Source organism: Dyadobacter psychrotolerans, assembly GCF_004349265.1.
GTDB classification, from domain to species: domain Bacteria; phylum Bacteroidota; class Bacteroidia; order Cytophagales; family Spirosomataceae; genus Dyadobacter; species Dyadobacter psychrotolerans.
Genome location: NZ_SMFL01000002.1, coordinates 734,716 through 756,437 on the forward strand (window position 1 = coordinate 734,716; position 21,722 = coordinate 756,437).

Here is a 21,722-nt window from a genome sequence, read left to right on the forward strand (position 1 = left end):
CAGCCGGGTTGCCGGTTTTACATAGTATTGATCAATGAATATATCAACGAGTCAGGGGCTGTTTGAGAAAGCCCAAAAGTTTATTCCCGGGGGTGTTAATTCGCCGGTACGTGCTTTTCGTGCAGTAGGTGGTTCTCCGGTTTTTATAAAATCTGCAAAAGGACCTTATGTTTATGATGAAGATGGAAATGAGTATATCGAGCTGATCAATTCCTGGGGACCAATGATTCTGGGCCATGCTAACGAACTGATCCAGGAAGCAGTTTCCGACGCGATCCAACATTCGTTTTCATTCGGTGCGCCTACCCGTAGGGAAGTCGAAATGGCCGAACTGATCGTCAGCATGATGCCTTCCGTGGAAAAGGTCAGGATGGTCAATTCCGGGACGGAAGCCACTATGTCTGCGATTCGTGTAGCCCGTGGATTTACCGGCCGTGATAAGATCATCAAATTTGAGGGATGTTATCATGGTCACGGAGACAGCTTTCTGATTGCAGCTGGCAGCGGTGCGGTAACGTTTGGAACACCTGATAGCCCGGGTGTGACAAAAGGTGTTGCCAATGACACGTTAACTGCTCCTTACAACGATCTGGCGGCAGTTCAGCAACTGGTAGACGCTAACAAAAATCACATCGCCGCATTGATCCTTGAACCGGTTGTCGGAAACATGGGGTGTGTACTTCCTGCTGCGGGCTTTTTGGAAGGCCTGCGCAAAATATGTGATGAAGAGGGAATTGTCCTGATATTTGATGAAGTAATGACTGGCTTCCGTTTGTCAAAAGGCGGGGCTCAACAACGCTTTGGTATCACACCTGATCTGACAACACTTGGGAAAATTATCGGCGGAGGTATGCCGGTTGGTGCTTACGGGGGAAAGGCAGAAATCATGAACTGGGTTTCACCTTTGGGACCCGTTTACCAGGCTGGAACACTTTCGGGAAATCCTATTGCTATGGCAGCGGGATTGACGATGCTGAATTACCTGAATGACCATCCTGAGGTTTACAGCCAGCTGGAAACTTCAGGACACAGATTAACTTCCGGTTTTTCAAACTCCATCGCAAAACTTGGACTGGATTATACAATTAATCACATTGGTTCGATGTACACACTGTTTTTTACCGATCAGCAGGTGACCGATTTTCCTTCTGCAAAATCTTCTGACCTGGTTTTGTTTGGTAAATATTTTCATGAAATGCTCAACCGCGGCATATACATGGGGCCATCACAATTTGAAAGTATGTTTCTTTCAACGGCACTTACAGATGCGCACATCGATCGCGTTATTGAAGCCAACGAAGAGTCTTTGAAAGCAGCGTTGAGCCTCTAAATGTTTCAGGAAACGAAGATGAGAAAATATTCCGTTATCATTCCAGTCTACAACCGTCCCGACGAGCTGCGGGAGTTATTGGAATGTTTGGCGGTACAGACATATAAGTATTTCGAGGTTATCATCGTAGAGGATGGATCCAAGGACACTGCCGAAGAGGTGGTGTCGTTGTTTCAGGACAGAGTGGATGTTCACTATTTTTTTAAGCCGAATGGTGGCCAGGGTTTTGCAAGAAATCATGGTTTTGAAAGGGCGTCCGGAGATTATTTTATTCTTCTGGATTCAGATGCCTTAATTGAAGAAAACTATCTGACCGTAGTAAATCATAAGCTGGAAACTGACTATGTGGACCTTTATGGTGGACCAGATACAGATCATCCTTCATTTTCTCCTATCCAGAAAGCAATCAGTTACTCGATGACATCTGTTTTCACAACTGGTGGAATACGTGGAAAGAAGAGCAATATGGGTGGTACCTTTCATCCGCGTAGTTTTAATATGGGACTTTCCAGAAAAGTTTGGGAGGCAACCGGCGGATTTCTAACCAGCAGAATGGGAGAGGACATACTTTTTAGTATTGCCGCTATTCGTCTTGGATTTAAATCAGCACTGATCCCCGAAGCTTTTATCTATCATAAAAGAAGAACCGAATTCGCGCAGTTTTTCAGACAGTTGAAATTTTTCGGCAGAGCAAGGATTAACATTGCCCGCTTTTATCCGGATGAATTAAAGTTGGTTCATACCTTCCCTTTATTATTTACGCTGGCTGTAACCAGTATACCTTTCTGGTTTTTTATTTTTGAACCATTCTTTTATCTGGGTCTGATCGGTTTGGCTACTTACGTTGCCCTTCTGTTTATTGATGCACTGCGTACGACAAAAGATTTAAGAGTTGCTTATCTCGGAGTTTGTGCGGCGTTTGTACAGTTATTCGGTTATGGAACCGGGTTTTTGCAGGAAGGCTGGAAACGAATTTGGGAGAAGAAATCACATCGCGAAACCGGCGCAGCGATTGAATATCCATCCTGATTTTTGACTCTCCTGTTCAACCATTTCATGGTTGGCGTTAACTCCGTCATTTCCTTTTCCACCGGATCTCATCCGGGGTTATTCAAGTTAAAACCCTTTGGGATTTGGGCGCGATAAAATTCCGAAGTGAGAAACAATGTCCTTCGCTAAGGTTTGAAGGAGAGGCTCACAAGTCCAAAGGACTTAAATATGAATAGCCCCGGATGCAATCCGGGGTAAACGTTATGAAATGATTTTACAACCACAAAGTGGTTGAATAATTTACTCACAAAAGTTATTTCTGACAAAAATATACGATCTCTTCCGATGGCAATGCGTAGCGTTTCACTTCCTCTTTTGTCAATTCATCCATCACAAAACGATCTTCTCTTACTGTAAAGCCGCCTTTTTCTAATTCACGTCCATAATTTCTCCCAAACAAACGCAGGTGATCATTTTGCAGGAAATATTTTTCTCTTTCCTTTGGATCCGTGATGGTGGCATCTTCATAGGTAACTTCATATTTCATATCCTGCGGAGATTGTATCAACGCCCAGCCTCCCGGTTTTAGAACACGATGTAATTCACTCATTGCCAATATGTAATCATCAACGTGCTCCATTACATGGTTACAAAATGCCACATCAAAAGTATTGTCTTCAAAAGGGATAGAGTGGATATCCATTTTGACTTTCGCAAGGGGAGATTCAATATCGGCCGTGATATAATCCAGATTTTTCATATGTTCAAACCTGTCGATAAAACAGTATTCCGGAGCAACATGAAGCACTTTCAGATCTGCTGTAAAAAAATTGGTTTTCCGTTTGAGATATAATCCCATCAGACGGTGACGTTCAAGAGACAGGCACGAAGGGCACAAAGCATTTTCACGGCTTGAAGTGTTTCTGCCATAAGGAAGAAACTTGCCGTAATGACTATTACAAACCGGGCATTCTACCTTGTTGCCCAAATAGAAAATACTTAAAAATCGAGCCGCCCAGTGCCCAACTAGTTGTAGATAGGGACGGGGAATATACCTTAAAACTAAACTTATGATGGCTTTCATTAAACCAATTGATTAAAAATTAATAATTTTAGGATCATATTCGGAAAAAACAATCAATGATCCCAGCCATAGATCCCAAACCTCCAGGTAAAAAGCTTATCAAACGTATGTCGACACGGACCAAGTGGATGATCCTTGCTCCGGTTGGTTTGTTATTGTTCAGTTTTGGCCTCACCGTTCTTAGCGAAGCTGCGCATCAGCGTCGTACAGGTGAGCCAACACAGGTTTGGGTGGTTCTGGGTCTGTATAGCCTTGTACTGATCAATGTCGGTCTTATCCTGTTTGGTGAAGCGCTTCGCTTCCGGATCCTGTTGGATGTTCGCCGTGAAACGCGACGCAGTATGAGACAATTGCTCAGGAAAGTTAATTCCAAAACAGCACGTAAGTTACTTCCGGACAAGAAAACAAAAAGCCCTACCAAAAGAGATTGACAGGGACTTGTTGGATAACATTGTATCGGAGAGGCTATTACTTACTTTTATTAGCTTCAAACTGAGCTTTTATTGCCTCAACATCGACGTTCCGTACTTCTGGCTTACGTAAAAGGTTTTTAATTTTCGCGGTACGATTATTTGCTACTGCTTTATTTCTGCGACCTTTACGTTTTAATTCCGTAACTCCCATTTTAAAATTATTGTTTTGTGAAAGAGCCGCAAAATTAAGGATTTATGTGTAAATAATGAAGATAATAATCATAAATATTGCACAAGCTCTCCTAACTTTACGGTTTTAATGGTCTTCCTGATGAATTTATAATGATTTCTGCCAATTTGTGGTTGTTATAAGATGCACGTTCGCAGTTTGATTCAGGAAGTAAATGATTTTTTGACAGAATAAATACAATGAGTAAACCATCCCTTGCCCGCGGAACCCGTGATTTCGGTCCGGAACAAATGGCAAAGCGCAATTTTATTTTTGAAACCATACGGCGCTCTTTTCAACGTTATGGCTTCCTTCCTTTGGAAACCCCTGCTTTTGAAAACCTTTCGGTATTGATGGGCAAATACGGAGAAGAGGGTGATCAGCTTCTTTTTAAACTTTTGAATTCCGGTGATTTTAGTGGAAAACTTATAGAGAAAGACTGGTCGGAAGGATATAAACCGCTTACATCAAAAATTTCGGAAAAAGGGCTGCGGTATGATTTAACAGTTCCCTTTGCAAGATATGTGGTGATGAACCGCGGAACGCTCGCAATGCCCTTTAAAAGGTATCAGATCCAGCCGGTATGGCGTGCAGACCGGCCACAACGGGGACGCTATCGTGAATTTTACCAGTGTGATGCCGATGTTGTAGGAACAGACTCCCTGCTTTGTGAAGCAGAGATTGTCAATCTGCTGCACGATATTCTGCCAGCACTGGGCATTACTGATTTTACGGTTAAAATTAATAACAGAAAGATTCTTACCGGGATAGCTGATATTATCGGGGCGGAAGGAATGGAAGGTCCGCTTTGTGTAGCGATTGATAAACTTGATAAAATTGGAAAGGATAAGGTTGTTGAAGAATTAATCGAGCGTGGTTTTTCTCTGGACAGCATCATCCTTCTTGATCCGATTTTTTCTTTGTCAAATGATGAAGAGCCTTTCCGTGAGTTAAGAACCTGGCTGGAAAAATCAGAGATTGCCCTGAAAGGTATTGACGAGCTTGAACAGGTTTGGAAAATGGTTAAACTGCTGGGACTGGAAAACCCTAAAATACAGTTTGATGTTACGCTTGCCCGCGGGTTATCTTATTACACCGGCGCAATTTTCGAAGTGAAGGCTAATAATGTACAGATTGGAAGTATCTCAGGCGGAGGCAGATATGATAATTTAACCGGTACTTTCGGTGTTCCCGGTATTTCCGGTGTAGGCATTTCGCTTGGTGTAGACCGGATTTATGATGTGATGGAAGAGCTCAGTCTCTTTCCTGAAAATCAGACGACCAGTACCAAAGTCATGCTTTCAAATTTTGATAAAGAAGCATTTGAATTCGGATTGTCCCTTTTACCTAAACTCAGGGAAGCGGGCATTAATGCGGAAATGTATCCTGATTCGGTGAAACTGAAAAAGCAGCTGGATTATGCAGACAGGAAAAATATCTCTTTTGTGATTCTGATCGGTTCGGATGAAATTCAGTCGGGTAAGCTGACATTGAAAAATATGAAAACCGGTGAGCAGCAGAAAGTTGAACTGGAAGGGATCATTTCGCAGTTAAAATAGCATTCCTATAGCCCAACAACTTTGCTTTTTTAAAGAAGCTTTTTAATACTGATACGATATATTTTATCACTTTTGTAATGAATTAGGTTGTTTCCTGCTTTGGAACAGACATTTGAAATAAATAAAAATAAAACTGTAGACTAAATAGCTGAATACCTGGACGATTTCAGTAACAGGCCGTAAGCTGACATGAACATGAACAATATATTACGCATTGCAATACAAAAATCCGGAAGGTTAAGTGAAGATTCTCTGAAGCTTATTAAAGAATGCGGTATCCGTTTTGATAACGGTGCTGGTAAACTTAAAACTGCTGCTACTAATTTCCCCGCTGAAATTCTCTTTTTACGCGATGATGATATTCCGGGATATGTAGAGGATGGTGTTGCGCATTTGGGTATTGTGGGTGAAAACGTATCAGAAGAGTCGGCCAGGAATGTTGAAACGGTTCACCGACTTGGTTTTTCAAAGTGCCGTTTATCAATTGGTGTTTTGAGAGAACACGATTATCAGGGATTAAAAGATCTGGAGGGTAAAAGTATTGCTACGACGTATCCGCGTCTGCTTGGTAAATACTTGAAAGAGAATAACGTTTCCGCTCAGATTCACGAAATCAGCGGTTCAGTTGAAATAGCGCCGAGTATTGGTCTGGCCGATGCAGTTTGTGACATTGTCAGTTCAGGAAGTACTTTGTTGAGCAACGGCCTGAAAGAAGTGGAAACGATCTTCCGTTCAGAGGCTGTGATGATTGCAAGCAAACATCTTTCTGAGCAGCAGCAGGAACTTTTGGATCAGTTGCTGTTTCGGATTAAAGCAGTTCAGGTTGCGAAAAATAACAAGTATATTCTTTTAAATTGTCCTACTTCGGCAGTTGAAAATATTATCAAATTTCTTCCCGGTATGCGCTCTCCGACGGTTCTTCCATTGGCAACAGAAGGCTGGTGTTCTTTGCATTCGGTGATAAACGAAAATGATTTCTGGGAAAATATAGAAAAAATAAGACAAGCTGGGGCAGAGGGAATCCTGGTTATTCCAATTGAAAAAATGATTCTGTAACTGGGCTGGATTAGTTTCGATATTATCAGGATCAGCTTTTCGCCAAAAAAATAATTATGAACATTATTGCCTTTCCAAACAGAACGCTCTGGCCTGCACTGCTGGCCAGGCCTGTACAGGATTCAAACGAGATCGAACAGAAAGTCCTTCCGATACTGAATCAGGTAAAAAAGCAGGGAGATGAAGGTCTTCGCGAACTTGCAAGAAAATTTGATAAAACAGAACTGACAGAACTGGCATTCTCCGATGAAGAAATTCAAAATGCTGAAAGTCAGCTTGATGATGAGCTAAAAAACGCAATCAGCCAGGCTTATCAAAATATTTATACTTTTCATAAAGCGCAGCTTCAGCCGGTTGAAAAGATTGAAACAATGCCTGGTGTAACCTGCTGGCGCAAAAGTGTTGGTATTGAGAAGGTCGGTATCTACATTCCCGGTGGCACGGCACCTTTGTTCAGTACGGTATTAATGCTGGGTATTCCTGCGCAGCTTGCCGGATGTAAAGAAGTTGTTTTGTGCACGCCATCAAACCATCCGGCCATTTTGTATGCAGCGAAACTGGTGGGAGTAACCAAAGCATTTCGTTTGGGCGGAGCACAGGCTATTGCAGCCATGGCTTACGGAACTGAAAGTGTACCAAAGGTTTATAAAATTTTTGGTCCCGGCAATCAGTATGTGACCACAGCAAAAATGCTGGTCAGTAAGGAAGGTATCGCGATTGATATGCCTGCCGGCCCGTCGGAAGTTGCCGTTTATGCGGATGATACCGCAGTTCCCGCATTTGTGGCTGCCGATTTACTTTCACAGGCCGAGCACGGAGCGGATAGCCAGGTGTTACTCGTTTCGACCAGTAAAAAGTTTCTGGCATCTGTAAATCTTACTTTGTCATCACAATTGGATAAACTGCCAAGAAGAGATCTTGCCGCACAATCCATTGAGAATAGCAAAGCTATTCTTGTTGAAACGCCGGAAGAAGCCATTGATCTTTTGAATGAATATGCCGCTGAACATTTAATTTTGAGTGTTGAAAATGCGGAGGCTGTTTCGGAGAAAATCATCAATGCCGGATCTATATTTCTTGGTAATTACACGCCTGAATCCTGCGGAGATTATGCTTCCGGAACCAATCATACGCTTCCAACTAATGGGTATGCAAGAGCGTACAGCGGTGTTTCAGTGGATAGTTTTGTGAAAAAAATAACGATACAAAACATTACAGTAGAAGGAATTAAGAACATTGGTCCGACGGTAGAAGCGATGGCTGCTGCCGAATCGCTGGATGCACATAAGCGTGCAGTCAGAATACGATTACAAAGTTTGTTGTGATAATTTGAAAGGTCAGGAAAAATGTCGTATGTTTGAGGACATATTTCCGGGCTTTAAAATAACGTGTTATGACAGCAATGACAGTAAATGAACGGTTAGGTGGTTATAGTGTTTTGAAACACAAGATCAGGAATAATTTTGACCTTGCGTTTCTTGCCGAGAATGGTGTTCCAAAAGCTGCGATACAGCATCTGGCAGATTCGGCAGGTTTGGATATTAAAGAGTTGATTTCTCTTCTACCTGTCACACCGCGAAACCTGCTTCGTTATGAAGATACAGATCTGTTGAGCAACGTGGTTTCAGATCATCTTATTTCTCTGGCAGATCTGATTTCAGTAGGCACTCGGGTTTTGGGAAGGGAGTATTTCCTGGAATGGCTGCACAGTAACATTCTGGCTCTTGGCAGTGAAAAGCCGATTCAATTCCTGCGGACGCATGCAGGCATTGAGCTTGTCAAAACAGAACTTGGGCGTATCGAGCATGGTATTTTTGCCTGAAAACCCATTCACTTCACAAATCACCAGCACTTTAAATTGTAACCTAACCAGCTCTAATGGAGTTATTCCGAATAACGCGATCAGAGTATCAAAATGATTTGAGCGGAATAGGGGCTTATTATCATGGCGGAAGGTGGAACTCCCCGCGAAACGCAATGTTGTATACCTGTTCGCGCCGGTCTTTGGCCATGCTCGAAATTCTGGTTCACCTGCAGCGGCCCACACCACCACCTGACTACGTAGTCGTTGTAATATTTGTACCTGATTCTCAAAAATATACGCAGAGCCTTTCGGTTATTTCTGAATGGCAAAATGACCAGCAATGGACCAGGGAAACGGGAGACAACTGGATAAAAGAGAAAAAATCACTGATTTTAAGAGTTCCGTCCGTAATTGTTCGTAACGAATCCAACTATCTGATCAATCCGAACCATCCCGAAGCTGAGTCAGTTAAAGTGATAAGTATTGAGCCCTTTCAATTCGATCAACGGTTATTTAGAGCCGGATAAAGATATTTAATCAGTTCCTCGTCAAGGAAAAATAAGTATAATAATGAACAATTCATTTGAACTAAATAAAATACTTCGGCCACACATACTGAACCTGGCACCTTATTCATCTGCAAGGGACGAATATACCGGGCATGTAGGCATCTTCCTGGATGCCAACGAAAATCCTTACGGCTCTGTAACGAGCGAGCGTTACAACCGGTACCCGGATCCATATCAGGCCAACATCAAAAAGAAACTGGCTCCGTTGAAAGGAATTGGTACGGAGCACATTTTTCTTGGAAATGGCAGCGATGAGCCGATCGACCTGCTTGTACGCGCAACTTGCACGCCGGGAAAAGACCATGTGATCATTATGCCGCCGACTTACGGAATGTACGAAGTAAGTGCATCAATCCATGACGTAATCATCGACAAGGTTTCACTGACAGCAGATTACCAAATTGATGTGGAAGGCGTTTTGAGTGCAATTACAGAAAATACCAAAATCATCTGGATTTGCACACCGAATAATCCATCAGGAAACGTGATGCAGGAAAGCGCCATTGAAACAATACTGGAAAACTTCGGCGGACTGGTTGTGGTAGACGAAGCATATGTTGATTTTACAGATAAACCTTCCTGGATACATCGTCTGGACAGCTACCCAAACCTGGTCGTACTTCAGACTTTTTCCAAATCCTGGGGACTGGCGGGGCTTCGTGCAGGAATGTGTTTTGCCTCAAAAGACCTGGTGAAAATCCTCAATAAGATTAAGGCACCATACAATATCAGTCAGCCGGCGCAGGAAGCATTGCTGTCCGGACTGGACGGAGTGGAGAAAATGAAGCAGATGGTGCAGGAAATTCTTAAAGAAAGAGAGGTCCTGCGTACCATGTTGGAAAATTTATCGTTGGTGAATAAAGTATTTCCATCCGATGCCAATTTTTTGCTTGTAAGGTTCGACGACGCGCGTTCAGTTATGGATTATCTTCTTAGAGAGACGATCATTGTCCGCGACCGTTCCCGTGTACATCTGTGTGAAGGATGTCTGCGAATTTCAGTTGGTACAGATGAGGAAAATGAAGCTTTGGTAGACGCTTTAAAGAAATATCAGCAAAGTGCTGTTACCGTATAACATTTATTAAGTCAACAGTACTTTAACTATTATTACAAAAACCATAATATGAAGAAACTAGCACTAACCGTAATTTGCACGTTATGCTTTAGCCTTGCCCAGGCGCAATACGATAATTGGGCGGTAGGGTTTAAGTTAGGCGAACCAACCGGTATTAACATCCGGAAATATTTCAATAACATTCACGCCATTGACATTAGTATCGGAACCTATGGCGGGATACTGGCCAATGACCGTAATTATAGAAGAGGGGTTTATAAAAATGCCGGATTAGCTATTCAGGCGCATTATTTGTGGCATACACCTCTGTTTAACTCAGAAGCAGTACATGTGTATTATGGACTTGGCGGGCAGGTAAACAGCAGAAATTACTATCCTGACAACAAAAGAAACCTGGCTTCACCTGGTGACCGTGAAAGACCGATTTCGCTGGGAGGTTCTGCGTTGGGAGGATTTGAATATTTTATTCCGGACAACAAAATGTCGGTATTTCTTGAAGGAGGATTGTATGTTGAGCTTCTTCCGCGACCATTTTACCTTAGTCCGAATATTTCAGGAGGAATTCGTTTTAACCTATAATAATCGCGCTTAACAGCAAAATGTTTTATTTGAGAGCGGGTTTTTAACCTGCTCTTTTTGCTTAAATTGGCATCCGGTTTTGTCATTTTTACAAAGTTTTCAAAATAGCTTCTCGTGTTTAAAGTATACAGTTCTTCGGCAGGTTCCGGCAAAACATTTACGCTGACGAAGGAATATATCAAGCTGGCTTTACATTCCAATTCTGATACTTACTTCCGGCAGATCCTGGCTGTAACGTTTACCAACGCAGCGGCCAACGAAATGAAAGATCGTATCCTGCAGACGCTGAGAATATTTTCTGCTTATAATACAGATTCAGCTGTTGTACCGCCAATGCTTCGGGACGTGGTAACAGAAATGTATCCTGAAACTTTAACAGACGAAACGCTTTTTTCGGGAGCATGTGAGCTGATAGCGGGCCGTGCCCAGCTGGTTTTTCGCCAGATCCTGCATCGGTACTCCGATTTTTCAGTCATGACGATTGATAAATTTACCCAACGACTTATCAGCAGTTTTACCGATGAGCTGGGCATACCATTTATTTTTGAAACGCAGCTGGACGGAGACCTGCTGGATGATGCCGTAGACAGGCTACTTGCCAGAATCGGGCAGGAGGGTGAGGAAATACTGACAGACATTGTTGAGAAATATTACAGGGAGAATGCCGAAGAAGGTAAAAGCTGGGCTGCACTTCCGGCCAGAATAAGAGAGACTTCCGGGACGCTGCTAAGCGAGCAAAGTTATATGCAGATGCAGCGTGTTGCCGATCTGCAAATGGAAGACTGGATCAAAATCCGGAATCAGATGCGGAAATTCGTACGGGAAAAAGAAACCAGGATTACCGACCTTGCCAAAGAAGCTTTTACGAAAATGGTGGAGGGGTTTTTGATTGATAAAGACTTTCATCAGGGAAGCCGCGGAATATACGGGTATTTCAAAGACAGGGCAGAGGGAAAGAAATTATGGGTTGAGCCAAACTCCTACGCCTACAAAACCATTGGAGAGGGTGTATGGTATGGTGCTAAAACGGCAATACTGGTTAAGGACAAAATAGAGGAAATCAGGCCGGAAGTTGAAAACTGTTTTCATCAGATCGAAAATATTCGATCCACCGATACTGAAAAAATAAGTCTTTATACTTTACTGGAAAGACATATTTATAACCTGTCTCTGCTGGGTGAGGTGCGTAAAGAATTCGATGCACTTCTGAAACAGAACAATCAGGTCCATATTTCTGATTTTAATAAAAAGATCCTTGAAATCGTATCAAAAGAACCTGTTCCGTTTATTTTTGAAAGGCTTGGTGAAAAGTATAATCACATTCTGGTTGATGAATTTCAGGATACCTCTAAACTACAATTCGCCAACCTGCTGCCTTTAATTGAAAATGCCCTTGCGGATGGTTTTTTTAACCTGATTGTAGGTGATGCCAAACAATCGATTTATCGTTTTCGTGGTGGAGATATGGATTTACTGCTTCATCTTGCGCAGGATCAGGTTATGCAGCTTACAGAGATCTTAGGTGATAATGCCTTCAATCAGGAAAGACTTTTTAGTCTGGATAGTTATCTCATCGTCGATCATCTACGTACCAATCGCCGTAGTTTTCGTGAAATAACAGATTTTAATAATAAGTTTTTCTCCTTTGTTTCAAACACGTTGCAGACAGAGTTTCCTTTGGTGGGCGATGTGTATGACGAAAATTTTCAGCAGCAAATTCCTGAAGGAGTATCCGAAGGCGGCCATGTACAGCTTGAGTTTCTGGAAATGAATCAGGGGAATGAGGAACTTTCGGCTGATCAGGATTCGCATGATGCCATGGTTATACGCTCAATCGAATTGGTCGAAACACTTCGGGCAACAGGTTATAACTGGCGGGATATTGCTATCCTCTGCCAGAGGAAACGAGAGGCAACCGCAATTGCTAACGCGCTTAAGGAGGAAGGGTTTCCGCTTATTTCCGACGATGCATTGCTGCTGGCTTATTCGAGATCCATCCATTTTGTCATCGCCTTCATGAAGGTGCTGCACACATCGGATCACAGGCTGGCCCGTTATGAGGCGGCCTATCTGTATCACCACGTGATCAGGCAGGAAAATCCGGGTGCCGCAGAATACGAAGCAATCCGTAAAGTGTGCACCGAAACCGGTCTCGACAGCTTTCTAAATTACTTTTCGAGATGGGGGATTACGCTGACGGCTTTCCGGATGCGGCAGTTATCTGTTTTTGAGCTAAGCGAACAGCTGATGCAAACTTTTGGATTGTTTGATGGAAATACGGATAAAGAATATCTGTTCCGGTTTCTGGATGTTGTTCAGGAATTTGGCACCAGGCGCACAAACCATCTCGGCGATTTTCTGGGTTACTGGGATTTGGCTAAAAACAAACTTTCGATTACGATCCCTGCGGATACAGATGCGTTACGAATTACGACAATTCATAAATCGAAAGGTCTGGAATATCCGGTTGTCATCGTTCCCTACGCCAATTGGAAATTCACACCAAGCGCGACCTTGGACCGATTATGGGTTGATTTGGATGAGGTTGATTATGAAGAATTGAGTTTGGAAGGATCAGCAGGTTTGGATGGAAACATAAAAAAATTGAAGAGCTCAATGGTTTCGGTTCAAAAAGATCTTGAAAATACGGTTATCGCCGATCAGTATATAAATGAAAAAACAAGGAAACTGGTTGAAACAATGAATTTGCTTTACGTAGCTTTTACCCGACCGATTCAGCGTTTATATATTCTTGCCAAAAGAGAAAAAAACTGGCAGAGTTCTCCATCGATTGGCAGCTGGCTTCATGATTACCTCAGTCAGCCGGATTTTGAGCCTGCCTGGGATGAAGAACAAACAGAATTTATACTTGCCGAAGGATCGCAACAATGCCGGCATGCACACGTGAGAACAGATGCGACGCCGTTTGTTATAAATGATGTTTTAAGCAATGACCGGACAAATACGCTGCGGTTGCGGAGAATGGCTGACCGGATTTTTGACATAGATACCTTTGAGCCAAAATATGACCGTTTGCAAAAAGTAAGGTATTTGCTGACAAGGCTAAAAAGCATTTCCGATCTTGATAATACAGTGGAAAGGTTGATTAGTGAAGGAATTTTTACCAGATTTGAAGCGGATGCAGTTAAAAATCAGATTACTTTTTTGCTGGAAAATCCGTCATTGAAAGAACTTTACAGTGATGAAAATGTTTTGCAGATCAATAAAGAAATGATGATTCCCGGAGGAAAACTGCTTCACATCGACAGAATGGTTTCGACTGCAGAGGGAGATCATATTTTTATGACTTTTGTTGGAGGAAATGGAAATGATGAAAACCGCCGTCATTTAAGGAGGTTAATTCAGGCGTTTAAAAATACAGGAAAGTCTTCAAAGGGTGTGCTCGTTACACTTGAAAATGAAATGGTTGAATGGATTTAATCTGGGATATGGAAATTGTAATACGTGAAATCAGGGAAAGTGACAACAAGGAACTCGCGGCTATTATCCGGCAAACACTGAAAGAATTTAAGGCTGATAAACCCGGAACGGTTTATTATGATCAAAGCACGGATCATCTCAGTGATCTGTTTTTGGCTGAAAAAAGTAAATATTTTGTCGCCGAGCTGGATGGGAGACTGGTAGGAGGGGCAGGGCTTTTTCCTACCGAAGGATTGCCTGACGACACCCTTGAACTGGTTAAAATGTATTTGCTTCCCGAAGCCCGCAGCATTGGCCTGGGTAAAAAGCTAATACTGACCTGCGTGGAAACAGCTGTGGCTAATGGTTATAAAAAGATATATCTGGAGACGATGAACGAACTGCAAAAAGCTGTACAAACATACAATCGGCTGGGATTCAGAACGCTGGATGCTCCGCTTGGTAACAGCGGACATCATTCCTGTGAAATCTGGATGCTTAAAGATTTAGATTAGCTCTTTTGGTCACCTATCTCAATCGGTCTAATTCGTCGTCAGTAAAGTTCTTAACCTGTTTTTCCTGTTCAAACTTAGCCTCGTTATAACTGCCGGATTTTCCTTTTGGAATTGATAAACTGTTCCATTCTCCTTCTTTGAGCAATTTTGCATAAAAAATAATTTGTCCAACATGCATGGGGTAATGGGCCAGTTGCCGGTTAATGGCCTCCATAACCGTATGCCCTTCATTTCTGATGTAAATAATCTCTGTGAGTTGATCAGCTCTTACAGAGTTTAACGCATCAAACAGACATTGCCATCCTTCTTCCCATTGGTTCATAACCAATTCAAAGTCCAAAGTCTGTACCTCAAACTCCCGGTCGCGGTTGCGCCAGGTCTTTTCTCCGTCTGTGGTCAGAAAGTCGGTCCATCTCGAAAGCATGTTGCCATGAAGGTGGCCAATGATGACGGCAATGCTATTAATTTTATCCGAATCTACCGATTCGAAAATCTGTTTGGGACTAAGCTGTTCTATCGCTTTGTCACCCAAAACCTTATAATAGTTAAAAAGTTTGATTACACTTTCCAGATAATTTTCCGCTATTTCCATGTCAATCAATATCTATAAACTTTGTAGAAGCAATTTGATATTTATAATTATTGCTGTATTTTATTTTGTATTTCAAATAATTTTAGTTCTGGTTTTAATTATATTTTTTGTTAGGACACTTATTTGATGATTTTGGCTACATAAATGAAGAAATGTTGTTTTGTCGTATATATTAAATCGTGTTTTTTAGTGATATTCGGGAAAAATTAAGAGTTAAGAAAGCTCCTGCTCAACGTTATTGAAGTAAGTTATGCGTTTTTCTTTTCAGCAGCAAGTCCTTGCGGGGATTGCTTTTTCCATCTTGTTGATCATAGGTGTAGGGCTCACATCCTATAATGCACTCATTCTCCAGCAGCAAAATGCAGCGCTGGTGAGCCACACCAGAGATGTAATCCGATCATCAAGCTCAGTTAAAAATTTATTACTCACCGCAGAATCCAATATTCGGGGGTTGGCTCTGACAAAAAATCCAACCTTTGAAAATTCATATCGACTCGCTTCTGAAAATATCTGGGTAGAAGTAGATGTTCTTAAAAAACTGGTAAGCGATAATCCCGGACAGGTTGTAAGGCTTGATACGCTGAACCTGCTGCTCACCAACAAGCTTGATTTGATGAATAGACAGTTGGATATGATCAATTCCAACAGCTTCAGTGTAGATACCCTCCGTTCGTTCATTCTTCAGGGTAAAATGCTTTCATCAAAAATCGAATTCAATTTTAACCGTATCGAAAACACCGAACAGGCCCTTTTAACAGAACGTGAACAAATGGCACGTGAAAGCTCGTCACAAGCCAAGTCGTTTATTGTTTTGGGAACTGCCATTTTTATGCTGGTGATTTTTGTAATGTTTTATTTCATACGAAGAACTTACAATTCTCAGATCGCCTCAGAAAAAGAAACGAACAAACTGAACAAACAGCTTGAAATCATTGCCGCGGAAGACAAAGAAAAAAATTGGATTTTGAGCGCCGCCGCAGAAGTTATTGTCGCCATTCGCGGACAGCCTTCGTTTTCTGGCCTGGCCGGAAACCTGATCCAAAAGCTGGCAGAAATTACCGATGCAGTGATCGCGGTTATGTACCTGAAAGTACAGGGTGATGATCACCTTGAGCTGGCTATCATGCATGGTGTAGATGTTCCTGAACTTGTACCGACGATCATCACACCAGGGCAGGGTGTATTGGGACAAATGGTTTCCAACCGGACTGATTTGGTGCAGCTTGACGTGATGCCTGGATATTTTCAGGTTGTAACAGGTTCAGGAAGGAGCGATCCCGGAAAGGTGATCGTCAGGTCTCTGATATTTGAGGGAAATGTTATCGCTTTAATCGAGCTTGCATTTTTGAAAGAGCCGGTTCCGGGAATCATTCCGTTACTCAATACAATTGCTGAAAACGTTTCAATTGCCATCGTAGCAGCCCGTGCGAGGGAAATCATGCAGGAGCTTTTGGATAAAACTCAAAAACAGGCAGAAGAGCTCGAAACCCAACAGGAAGAACTCAGTACAACCAACGAGCAGCTTACCCGGCAGACTTCCATGCTTCAGGTTTCAGAAGAAGAACTGCGGGTTCAGCAGGAGGAGCTGAGACAGATTAACACCGAGCTGGAAGAAAAGGCGTTTATGCTGGAAGAGCAAAAAAGTACACTTGAAGAAGCGCGGAATCAAATTCAGAGCAAGGCAGACGAGTTGGAACGAAGCGGGAAATTTAAAAGTGAATTTCTTGCCAACATGAGCCATGAACTTCGGACGCCTTTGAATAGTATCCTTATTTTGTCACGGATTTTACAGGAGAATAAGGCACAGCATTTAAGCGATGAAGAGCAGCGTTATGCGTCTGTTATCCATAATTCAGGAAGTGATTTGCTCACGCTGATCAATGATATTCTGGATCTGGCGAAAGTGGAATCAGGGAAAGTTGAACTTCATTATGAAAATGTAGGAATTGAATTGCTGCTGGTGGAAGTACGGAATACGTTCCAGAAGGTGGCTGAGAATAAAGGACTAAATCTTAAACTGTCAAAAGATCAAAATTGCCCGGAAACGATTTATGTAGACCAGGTAAGGCTTCTGCAAATTCTAAGAAACCTGCTTTCCAACGCAATCAAGTTTACCTCAGCACCAGGAGAGGTTTCTCTTCTGATTTCTTTTGAAAATGGATTTTTAAAATTTGCTGTTGCCGATACGGGGATAGGAATTCCTTTGGATAAACAGCAGGCAATATTTGAAGCTTTCCAGCAGGCCGATGGTTCAACAAGCCGTAAATACGGCGGTACAGGGTTAGGTTTGTCTATCACCCGGGAGCTTACCAATCTTTTCCAGGGATCTATTTCAGTAAAAAGTGAGCCAGGTCATGGCTCGGTGTTCACTTTAAGAATCCCATTATTAAAAGCGGAAGAAGTTGATTTGCAGATTGTTGATTTTGGACAAAGTCATCAGGAAATATATACTAAAAACCCGGTCGACAGCGAAGAGCAGGAAAACAGGTTACTTTTGATTGAAGACGATCCGTTTTTTGCAGCCGACATGGCCAATCGTGCAAGAAACAGCGGGTTTCAGGTAATGACCGCAGAAACGGGAAAAAAAGCTTTGGCCCTGGTTAAATCCTTCAAACCCACTGCGATCATATTGGATATGCACCTTCCTGATATTTCGGGAGACGAACTGCTTCGCACGCTTAAAGCCGATCCCAAAACCCGGCTGATACCCGTTCATACGGTTTCCGCGGGCGAAGAAAGTAATTTCCAAACGGAAGGAGCAATTGGCTTTATGCAAAAACCGGTCGACAGAAAGTCGGCGGAAGGCATCTTTAATCTTTTGAAACTGGAAGGAATAGATCAGCTCAAACACAGAATACTGCTTGTAGAAGATGACACCTACCAAAGCAAATATGTCGGCGATTTTTTAACGGAGAATAACATTTTTGTGCTTTATGCCTATTCTGCCGGTGAAGCTTTGGAGTTGCTGTCGAAAGAATCGGTAGATGGAATTATACTGGATATCAGGCTGGCCGACATGAGCGGGCTGGATTTTCTTGATAAAATAAAAACGGAACCTGCTTTTGCTTCGATTCCTGTGGTTGTTAATACGGCCGAGGATCTTTCCCAAACAGACCTGGCGCGCGTGATGAAATACGCTCATCCGGTGGTCATGAAAACAAAGAAATCAAACGAAAGGCTGCTCGATGAAGTGAAGCTTTTTTTGAAAAAAATAAGTCCTGCTCCAGTTTCCATCCCTTCTTTTTCGGGTGATTTCAGCAATCCTGTTGTCAATAGCGAAAGGGTATTTTTAGGTAAAAAAGTATTGCTGGCTGATGATGACATGCGTAATATTTTTGCGCTGAGTGCCGTGTTGGAAGATGCAGGATTTACCGTAGTTATTGCAACAAACGGCCTGGAAGCCATTCAAAAGCTTAAAGAAATCGATGACATAGAACTGGTTTTGATGGATGTGATGATGCCTGAAATGGATGGGATTGAAGCCACGCGTGCTATTCGTAAAAACAGCAAGTGGGCCGATTTACCGATCATCGCAGTGACCGCAAAAGCCATGCGCGGAGACCGTGAAGAGTGCATGGCAGCCGGGGCAAACGACTATATTTCCAAGCCGGTGGATATTGATAAATTGCTGTCCTTAATTAAAGTATGGCTGCACGCGGCATAAATATGGTAGCACTTGATTATCCGGAGCTCGAAACACTGATTGTCAGAATAAAAGATATCTCAGGGTTTGACTTTTCGGGCTACACAAGACCATCGCTCATGCGGCAGGCAGAAACATATTTGTCCAAAAATGCGATGAGTCTGCAGGAATTGCTGATTCATCTTGACCAGGGAGGAAGTGCAGCGTATGATTTGATTCAGGATCTGACAGTTAATTATTCTGAAATGTTCCGTGATCCGGAATTTTTTGCTCTGCTTCAATCGGAGGTGTGCAGCTATCTGCAGTCATACGCTGAGCTGAGAATTTGGGTCGCCGGGTGCGCGGCGGGGCAGGAAGCATTTTCTCTTTCTATCCTGATGACCGAGGCAGATTTGATGGACAGAACGATAATTTATGCAACGGATCTGAATCAAAAAGTACTTAAATCCGCCAGGGAAGGTGTTTTTTCCAGAACTGCAATCCGAAGCTTTTCGGAAAACTATATCAAGGCAGGGGGTAAAACTTCGCTTTCGGATTATTACAATGTTTCTTACGGAAAAGTAATTATGAATCCTGAAATAAGGAAAAACATTGTATTCTCCATCCATGACCTAACTGGTGACGGGGTTTTTAACGAGTTTCAGCTGATTTGCTGTCGAAATGTGATGATTTATTTTACGCTCGAACAGCGAAGGAAGGTTTTTAAGATTTTATATGACAGTTTGGGCATGCTGGGCTTTTTATGTCTGGGAAAAAGGGAAACATTACGATATTCCGGATTTGAAGATCATTTCAGGATCGTGAGTTTTCATTTGAATATTTATCAAAAAATTCTGTAGTAAAGTTTTGCAGCACACACACTGCAAAATGATTCAAAAGAAGTTTTTTACGAACGAGAAAACGGAATGATGGATAAAACAAAAATATTGCTGCTGGACGATCGTGAGGAAAATCTGCTCGCGTTAAAGGCAATCCTTAACCGGGACGATATCGCTATATATGAAACAACATCGGCAAACGAAGCGCTTCGCATTGTTTGGGATAATGAAATAGCAGTCGCTCTTGTCGATGTTCAGATGCCGGGAATGGATGGATTTGAATTTGCCGAAACACTGGCCTCGAATCCAAAAACGAGGGAAATTCTGATCGTATTTGTAACAGCGATTTCGAAGGAAACAACCTATGCAGTGCGCGGACTTAAATCTGGCGCGATCGATTATTTGTACAAACCACTTGATCCTTATATAACCAATGCAAAAGTAGATGCATTGATACGGCTTTCCAGAAGCCAGCGTGAGATACGTGAAAAGAACAGGCTGCTGGAAAATTACGCAACCATCGTTACAAACTCACCGGATATTATAGCAACGGTGGATCCGGAAACGGCCAGGATTCTTTCTATCAATCCTTCGGTACACACGATTTTGGGACTTCCACCTCAGAGTCTGGTAGATACTTCGATGCTGGACTTACTTGTAGATCCGCTTAATTCAGGTTTAAAAGAAGTGCTCATCAGCCGTTCCTACATGGAGGGGCAGACAATTGTAACAGAGGATCAGTTTTACGGACGGCTGCGCGAGCCGCTTTGGCTTGAATTGCGCATCATGTTTAAAAACAGGCTTTTGTTTATCAATTTACATAATATTGAAAAACGGAAAGCGCATGAAAGAGAGCTGGTAGAAGCTCAGGCTGTTGCCGAGAAAGCAAGAAAAGTAAAAGAATCATTTCTTGCCAACATGAGTCATGAGATCCGTACACCTCTTAATGGTATTCTTGGGATAGCCAATTTGCTGGATGCAACGGAACTGGATTCGTCCCAGCGAAATTTGCTGGATATGCTGACCCAGTCATCAGGTTCTCTTCTGAACATTCTGAACGATATCCTGGATATTTCGAAAATGGAGGAGGGTAAATTCTCCATCATTCCCCAGCCAACGGATTTGCGTAATGTTGGTAAAAGCATTATGGATTTGCTCAAATTCAAAGGTGATGAAAAAGGAATATCACTGGGCTTTTATGTAGATAGTAAAATTCCGGATTGCGTGATGGTTGACGGCATGCGGCTCAATCAGATACTGATGAACCTGGTGGGTAACGCAATTAAGTTCACGCACCAGGGATCTGTTAACCTTAGAATCGAACATGATGGACTTGTGGAAAACCACCATCAGATCAAGTTCATCGTTGCGGATTCGGGTATAGGTATATCGGAGAAAAACATTAAAAATATATTCTCGGAATATGGTCAGGCATCCGAAGAAACCTCACACCATTACGGCGGAACAGGGCTTGGTCTGACGATCTCAAAAAACCTGGTGAAACTTATGAAGGGTGACCTCAAAGTAAAAAGCGAGGTAGATAGAGGAAGTGAATTTTATTTTACTTTTCTTTTGGAAGAAGATGCAAAAACGTCCCAAAAAGCTGCTGTGATTTCTTTTAACGATTTGCCTCCTTTTACGGATAAAAAAGTGCTCGTGGCTGAGGATAATCCGGTTAATTCACTTTTAATAAAAAAATATCTCACAACCTGGAAGATCGCCACCACCATGGTGGTTAATGGCCAGGAAGCACTTGATGCTTTGGCTAAAAGTGAATATGATCTGATTATTCTTGATTCGAGAATGCCGGTTATGGACGGTTTTGAAACAGCCCGATATATCAGAAATACGCTTCATCTGGATGTTCCCATTCTTTCTTTATCTGCGACAGTACTAACCGAGGAAGTTCAAGAAGCGTTGCAGTCAGGCATGAACGACACGCTTTCAAAGCCATTTCAGCCGGCAAAACTCCATGAAAAAATTGAAACACTCATGTATTCGCTGATATAATAAATTGGAAATTTGGAGAATGCAACGAATTAGCGG

18 protein-coding genes are annotated in these 21,722 nt (G+C 42.4%); 15 read left to right on the top strand and 3 right to left on the bottom strand.

The window, feature by feature from the left end; translation table 11 throughout:
* The first annotated feature begins 34 nt into the window (after positions 1 to 34).
* Positions 35 to 1,330, top strand: a complete 1,296-nt coding sequence (hemL, locus tag E0F88_RS06810; protein ID WP_131957461.1) for a glutamate-1-semialdehyde 2,1-aminomutase — start codon at positions 35 to 37, stop codon at positions 1,328 to 1,330.
* A gap of 18 nt (positions 1,331 to 1,348) precedes the next feature.
* Positions 1,349 to 2,359 (top strand): glycosyltransferase family 2 protein, encoded by a 1,011-nt coding sequence (locus E0F88_RS06815; protein ID WP_131957462.1) that lies wholly within the window; start codon positions 1,349 to 1,351, stop codon positions 2,357 to 2,359.
* A gap of 274 nt (positions 2,360 to 2,633) precedes the next feature.
* Here the strand turns inward: E0F88_RS06815 and E0F88_RS06820 are convergent, their stop codons facing one another.
* The gene (locus tag E0F88_RS06820; protein ID WP_131957463.1) at positions 2,634 to 3,404 is read right to left on the bottom strand and encodes a class I SAM-dependent methyltransferase; all 771 of its coding nucleotides are present in this window, start codon (positions 3,402 to 3,404) and stop codon (positions 2,634 to 2,636) included.
* Positions 3,405 to 3,460: 56 nt separating this feature from the next.
* On the opposite strand from E0F88_RS06820, the gene E0F88_RS06825 reads away from it, so the two are divergent.
* Positions 3,461 to 3,835 (top strand): hypothetical protein, encoded by a 375-nt coding sequence (locus E0F88_RS06825; RefSeq protein WP_131957464.1) that lies wholly within the window; start codon positions 3,461 to 3,463, stop codon positions 3,833 to 3,835.
* Positions 3,836 to 3,872: 37 nt separating this feature from the next.
* Here the strand turns inward: E0F88_RS06825 and E0F88_RS33605 are convergent, their stop codons facing one another.
* Complete coding sequence (locus E0F88_RS33605) at positions 3,873 to 4,028, bottom strand: hypothetical protein (RefSeq protein ID WP_165940008.1); 156 nt, start codon at positions 4,026 to 4,028, stop codon at positions 3,873 to 3,875.
* 218 nt (positions 4,029 to 4,246) lie between these two features.
* Between E0F88_RS33605 and hisS the strand changes: the two genes are divergently transcribed.
* The 9 genes from hisS to E0F88_RS06870 all read left to right on the top strand — a co-directional run bounded on the left by hisS (position 4,247) and on the right by E0F88_RS06870 (position 14,623).
* Positions 4,247 to 5,605, top strand: coding sequence for a histidine--tRNA ligase (hisS, locus tag E0F88_RS06830; protein WP_131957465.1), 1,359 nt, complete (start codon positions 4,247 to 4,249; stop codon positions 5,603 to 5,605).
* 195 nt (positions 5,606 to 5,800) lie between these two features.
* Entirely contained in the window at positions 5,801 to 6,661 is an 861-nt protein-coding gene (gene hisG, locus E0F88_RS06835; protein WP_131957466.1) for an ATP phosphoribosyltransferase, read from the top strand.
* A gap of 56 nt (positions 6,662 to 6,717) precedes the next feature.
* On the top strand, positions 6,718 to 7,986 hold the full coding sequence (gene hisD, locus E0F88_RS06840) for a histidinol dehydrogenase (RefSeq protein ID WP_131957467.1): 1,269 nt from the start codon (positions 6,718 to 6,720) through the stop codon (positions 7,984 to 7,986).
* Positions 7,987 to 8,054: 68 nt separating this feature from the next.
* Entirely contained in the window at positions 8,055 to 8,483 is a 429-nt protein-coding gene (locus E0F88_RS06845) for an Xre family toxin-antitoxin system antitoxin (RefSeq protein WP_131957468.1), read from the top strand.
* 56 nt (positions 8,484 to 8,539) lie between these two features.
* On the top strand, positions 8,540 to 8,992 hold the full coding sequence (locus E0F88_RS06850; protein ID WP_131957469.1) for an RES family NAD+ phosphorylase: 453 nt from the start codon (positions 8,540 to 8,542) through the stop codon (positions 8,990 to 8,992).
* 43 nt (positions 8,993 to 9,035) lie between these two features.
* A complete protein-coding gene (gene hisC, locus E0F88_RS06855; protein WP_131957470.1) occupies positions 9,036 to 10,109 on the top strand; it encodes a histidinol-phosphate transaminase in 1,074 nt (357 codons plus the stop codon).
* Between the two features lie 48 nt (positions 10,110 to 10,157).
* Positions 10,158 to 10,688, top strand: a complete 531-nt coding sequence (locus E0F88_RS06860) for a hypothetical protein (protein ID WP_131957471.1) — start codon at positions 10,158 to 10,160, stop codon at positions 10,686 to 10,688.
* 114 nt (positions 10,689 to 10,802) lie between these two features.
* A complete protein-coding gene (locus tag E0F88_RS06865) occupies positions 10,803 to 14,129 on the top strand; it encodes a UvrD-helicase domain-containing protein (protein WP_131957472.1) in 3,327 nt (1,108 codons plus the stop codon).
* 8 nt (positions 14,130 to 14,137) lie between these two features.
* Positions 14,138 to 14,623 carry a GNAT family N-acetyltransferase gene (locus E0F88_RS06870; protein ID WP_131957473.1) on the top strand — a complete coding sequence of 162 codons (486 nt, stop codon included), beginning with the start codon at positions 14,138 to 14,140 and terminating at the stop codon, positions 14,621 to 14,623.
* A gap of 13 nt (positions 14,624 to 14,636) precedes the next feature.
* On the opposite strand, the gene E0F88_RS06875 is transcribed toward E0F88_RS06870, so the two are convergent.
* Positions 14,637 to 15,215 (bottom strand): DUF1572 family protein, encoded by a 579-nt coding sequence (locus E0F88_RS06875; protein ID WP_131957474.1) that lies wholly within the window; start codon positions 15,213 to 15,215, stop codon positions 14,637 to 14,639.
* Between the two features lie 250 nt (positions 15,216 to 15,465).
* Here E0F88_RS06875 and E0F88_RS06880 point away from each other — a divergent pair, with 250 nt between their 5' ends.
* The 3 genes from E0F88_RS06880 to E0F88_RS06890 all read left to right on the top strand — a co-directional run bounded on the left by E0F88_RS06880 (position 15,466) and on the right by E0F88_RS06890 (position 21,686).
* Positions 15,466 to 18,879 carry a hybrid sensor histidine kinase/response regulator gene (locus tag E0F88_RS06880; RefSeq protein ID WP_131957475.1) on the top strand — a complete coding sequence of 1,138 codons (3,414 nt, stop codon included), beginning with the start codon at positions 15,466 to 15,468 and terminating at the stop codon, positions 18,877 to 18,879.
* Positions 18,861 to 19,697: a CheR family methyltransferase gene (locus tag E0F88_RS06885; RefSeq protein ID WP_229213694.1), complete on the top strand. Its 837-nt coding sequence runs from the start codon at positions 18,861 to 18,863 to the stop codon at positions 19,695 to 19,697. Before E0F88_RS06880 ends, E0F88_RS06885 begins: the two co-directional genes overlap by 19 nt.
* 66 nt (positions 19,698 to 19,763) lie before the next feature.
* Entirely contained in the window at positions 19,764 to 21,686 is a 1,923-nt protein-coding gene (locus E0F88_RS06890; RefSeq protein WP_229213695.1) for a response regulator, read from the top strand.
* Positions 21,687 to 21,722 lie beyond the last annotated feature (36 nt).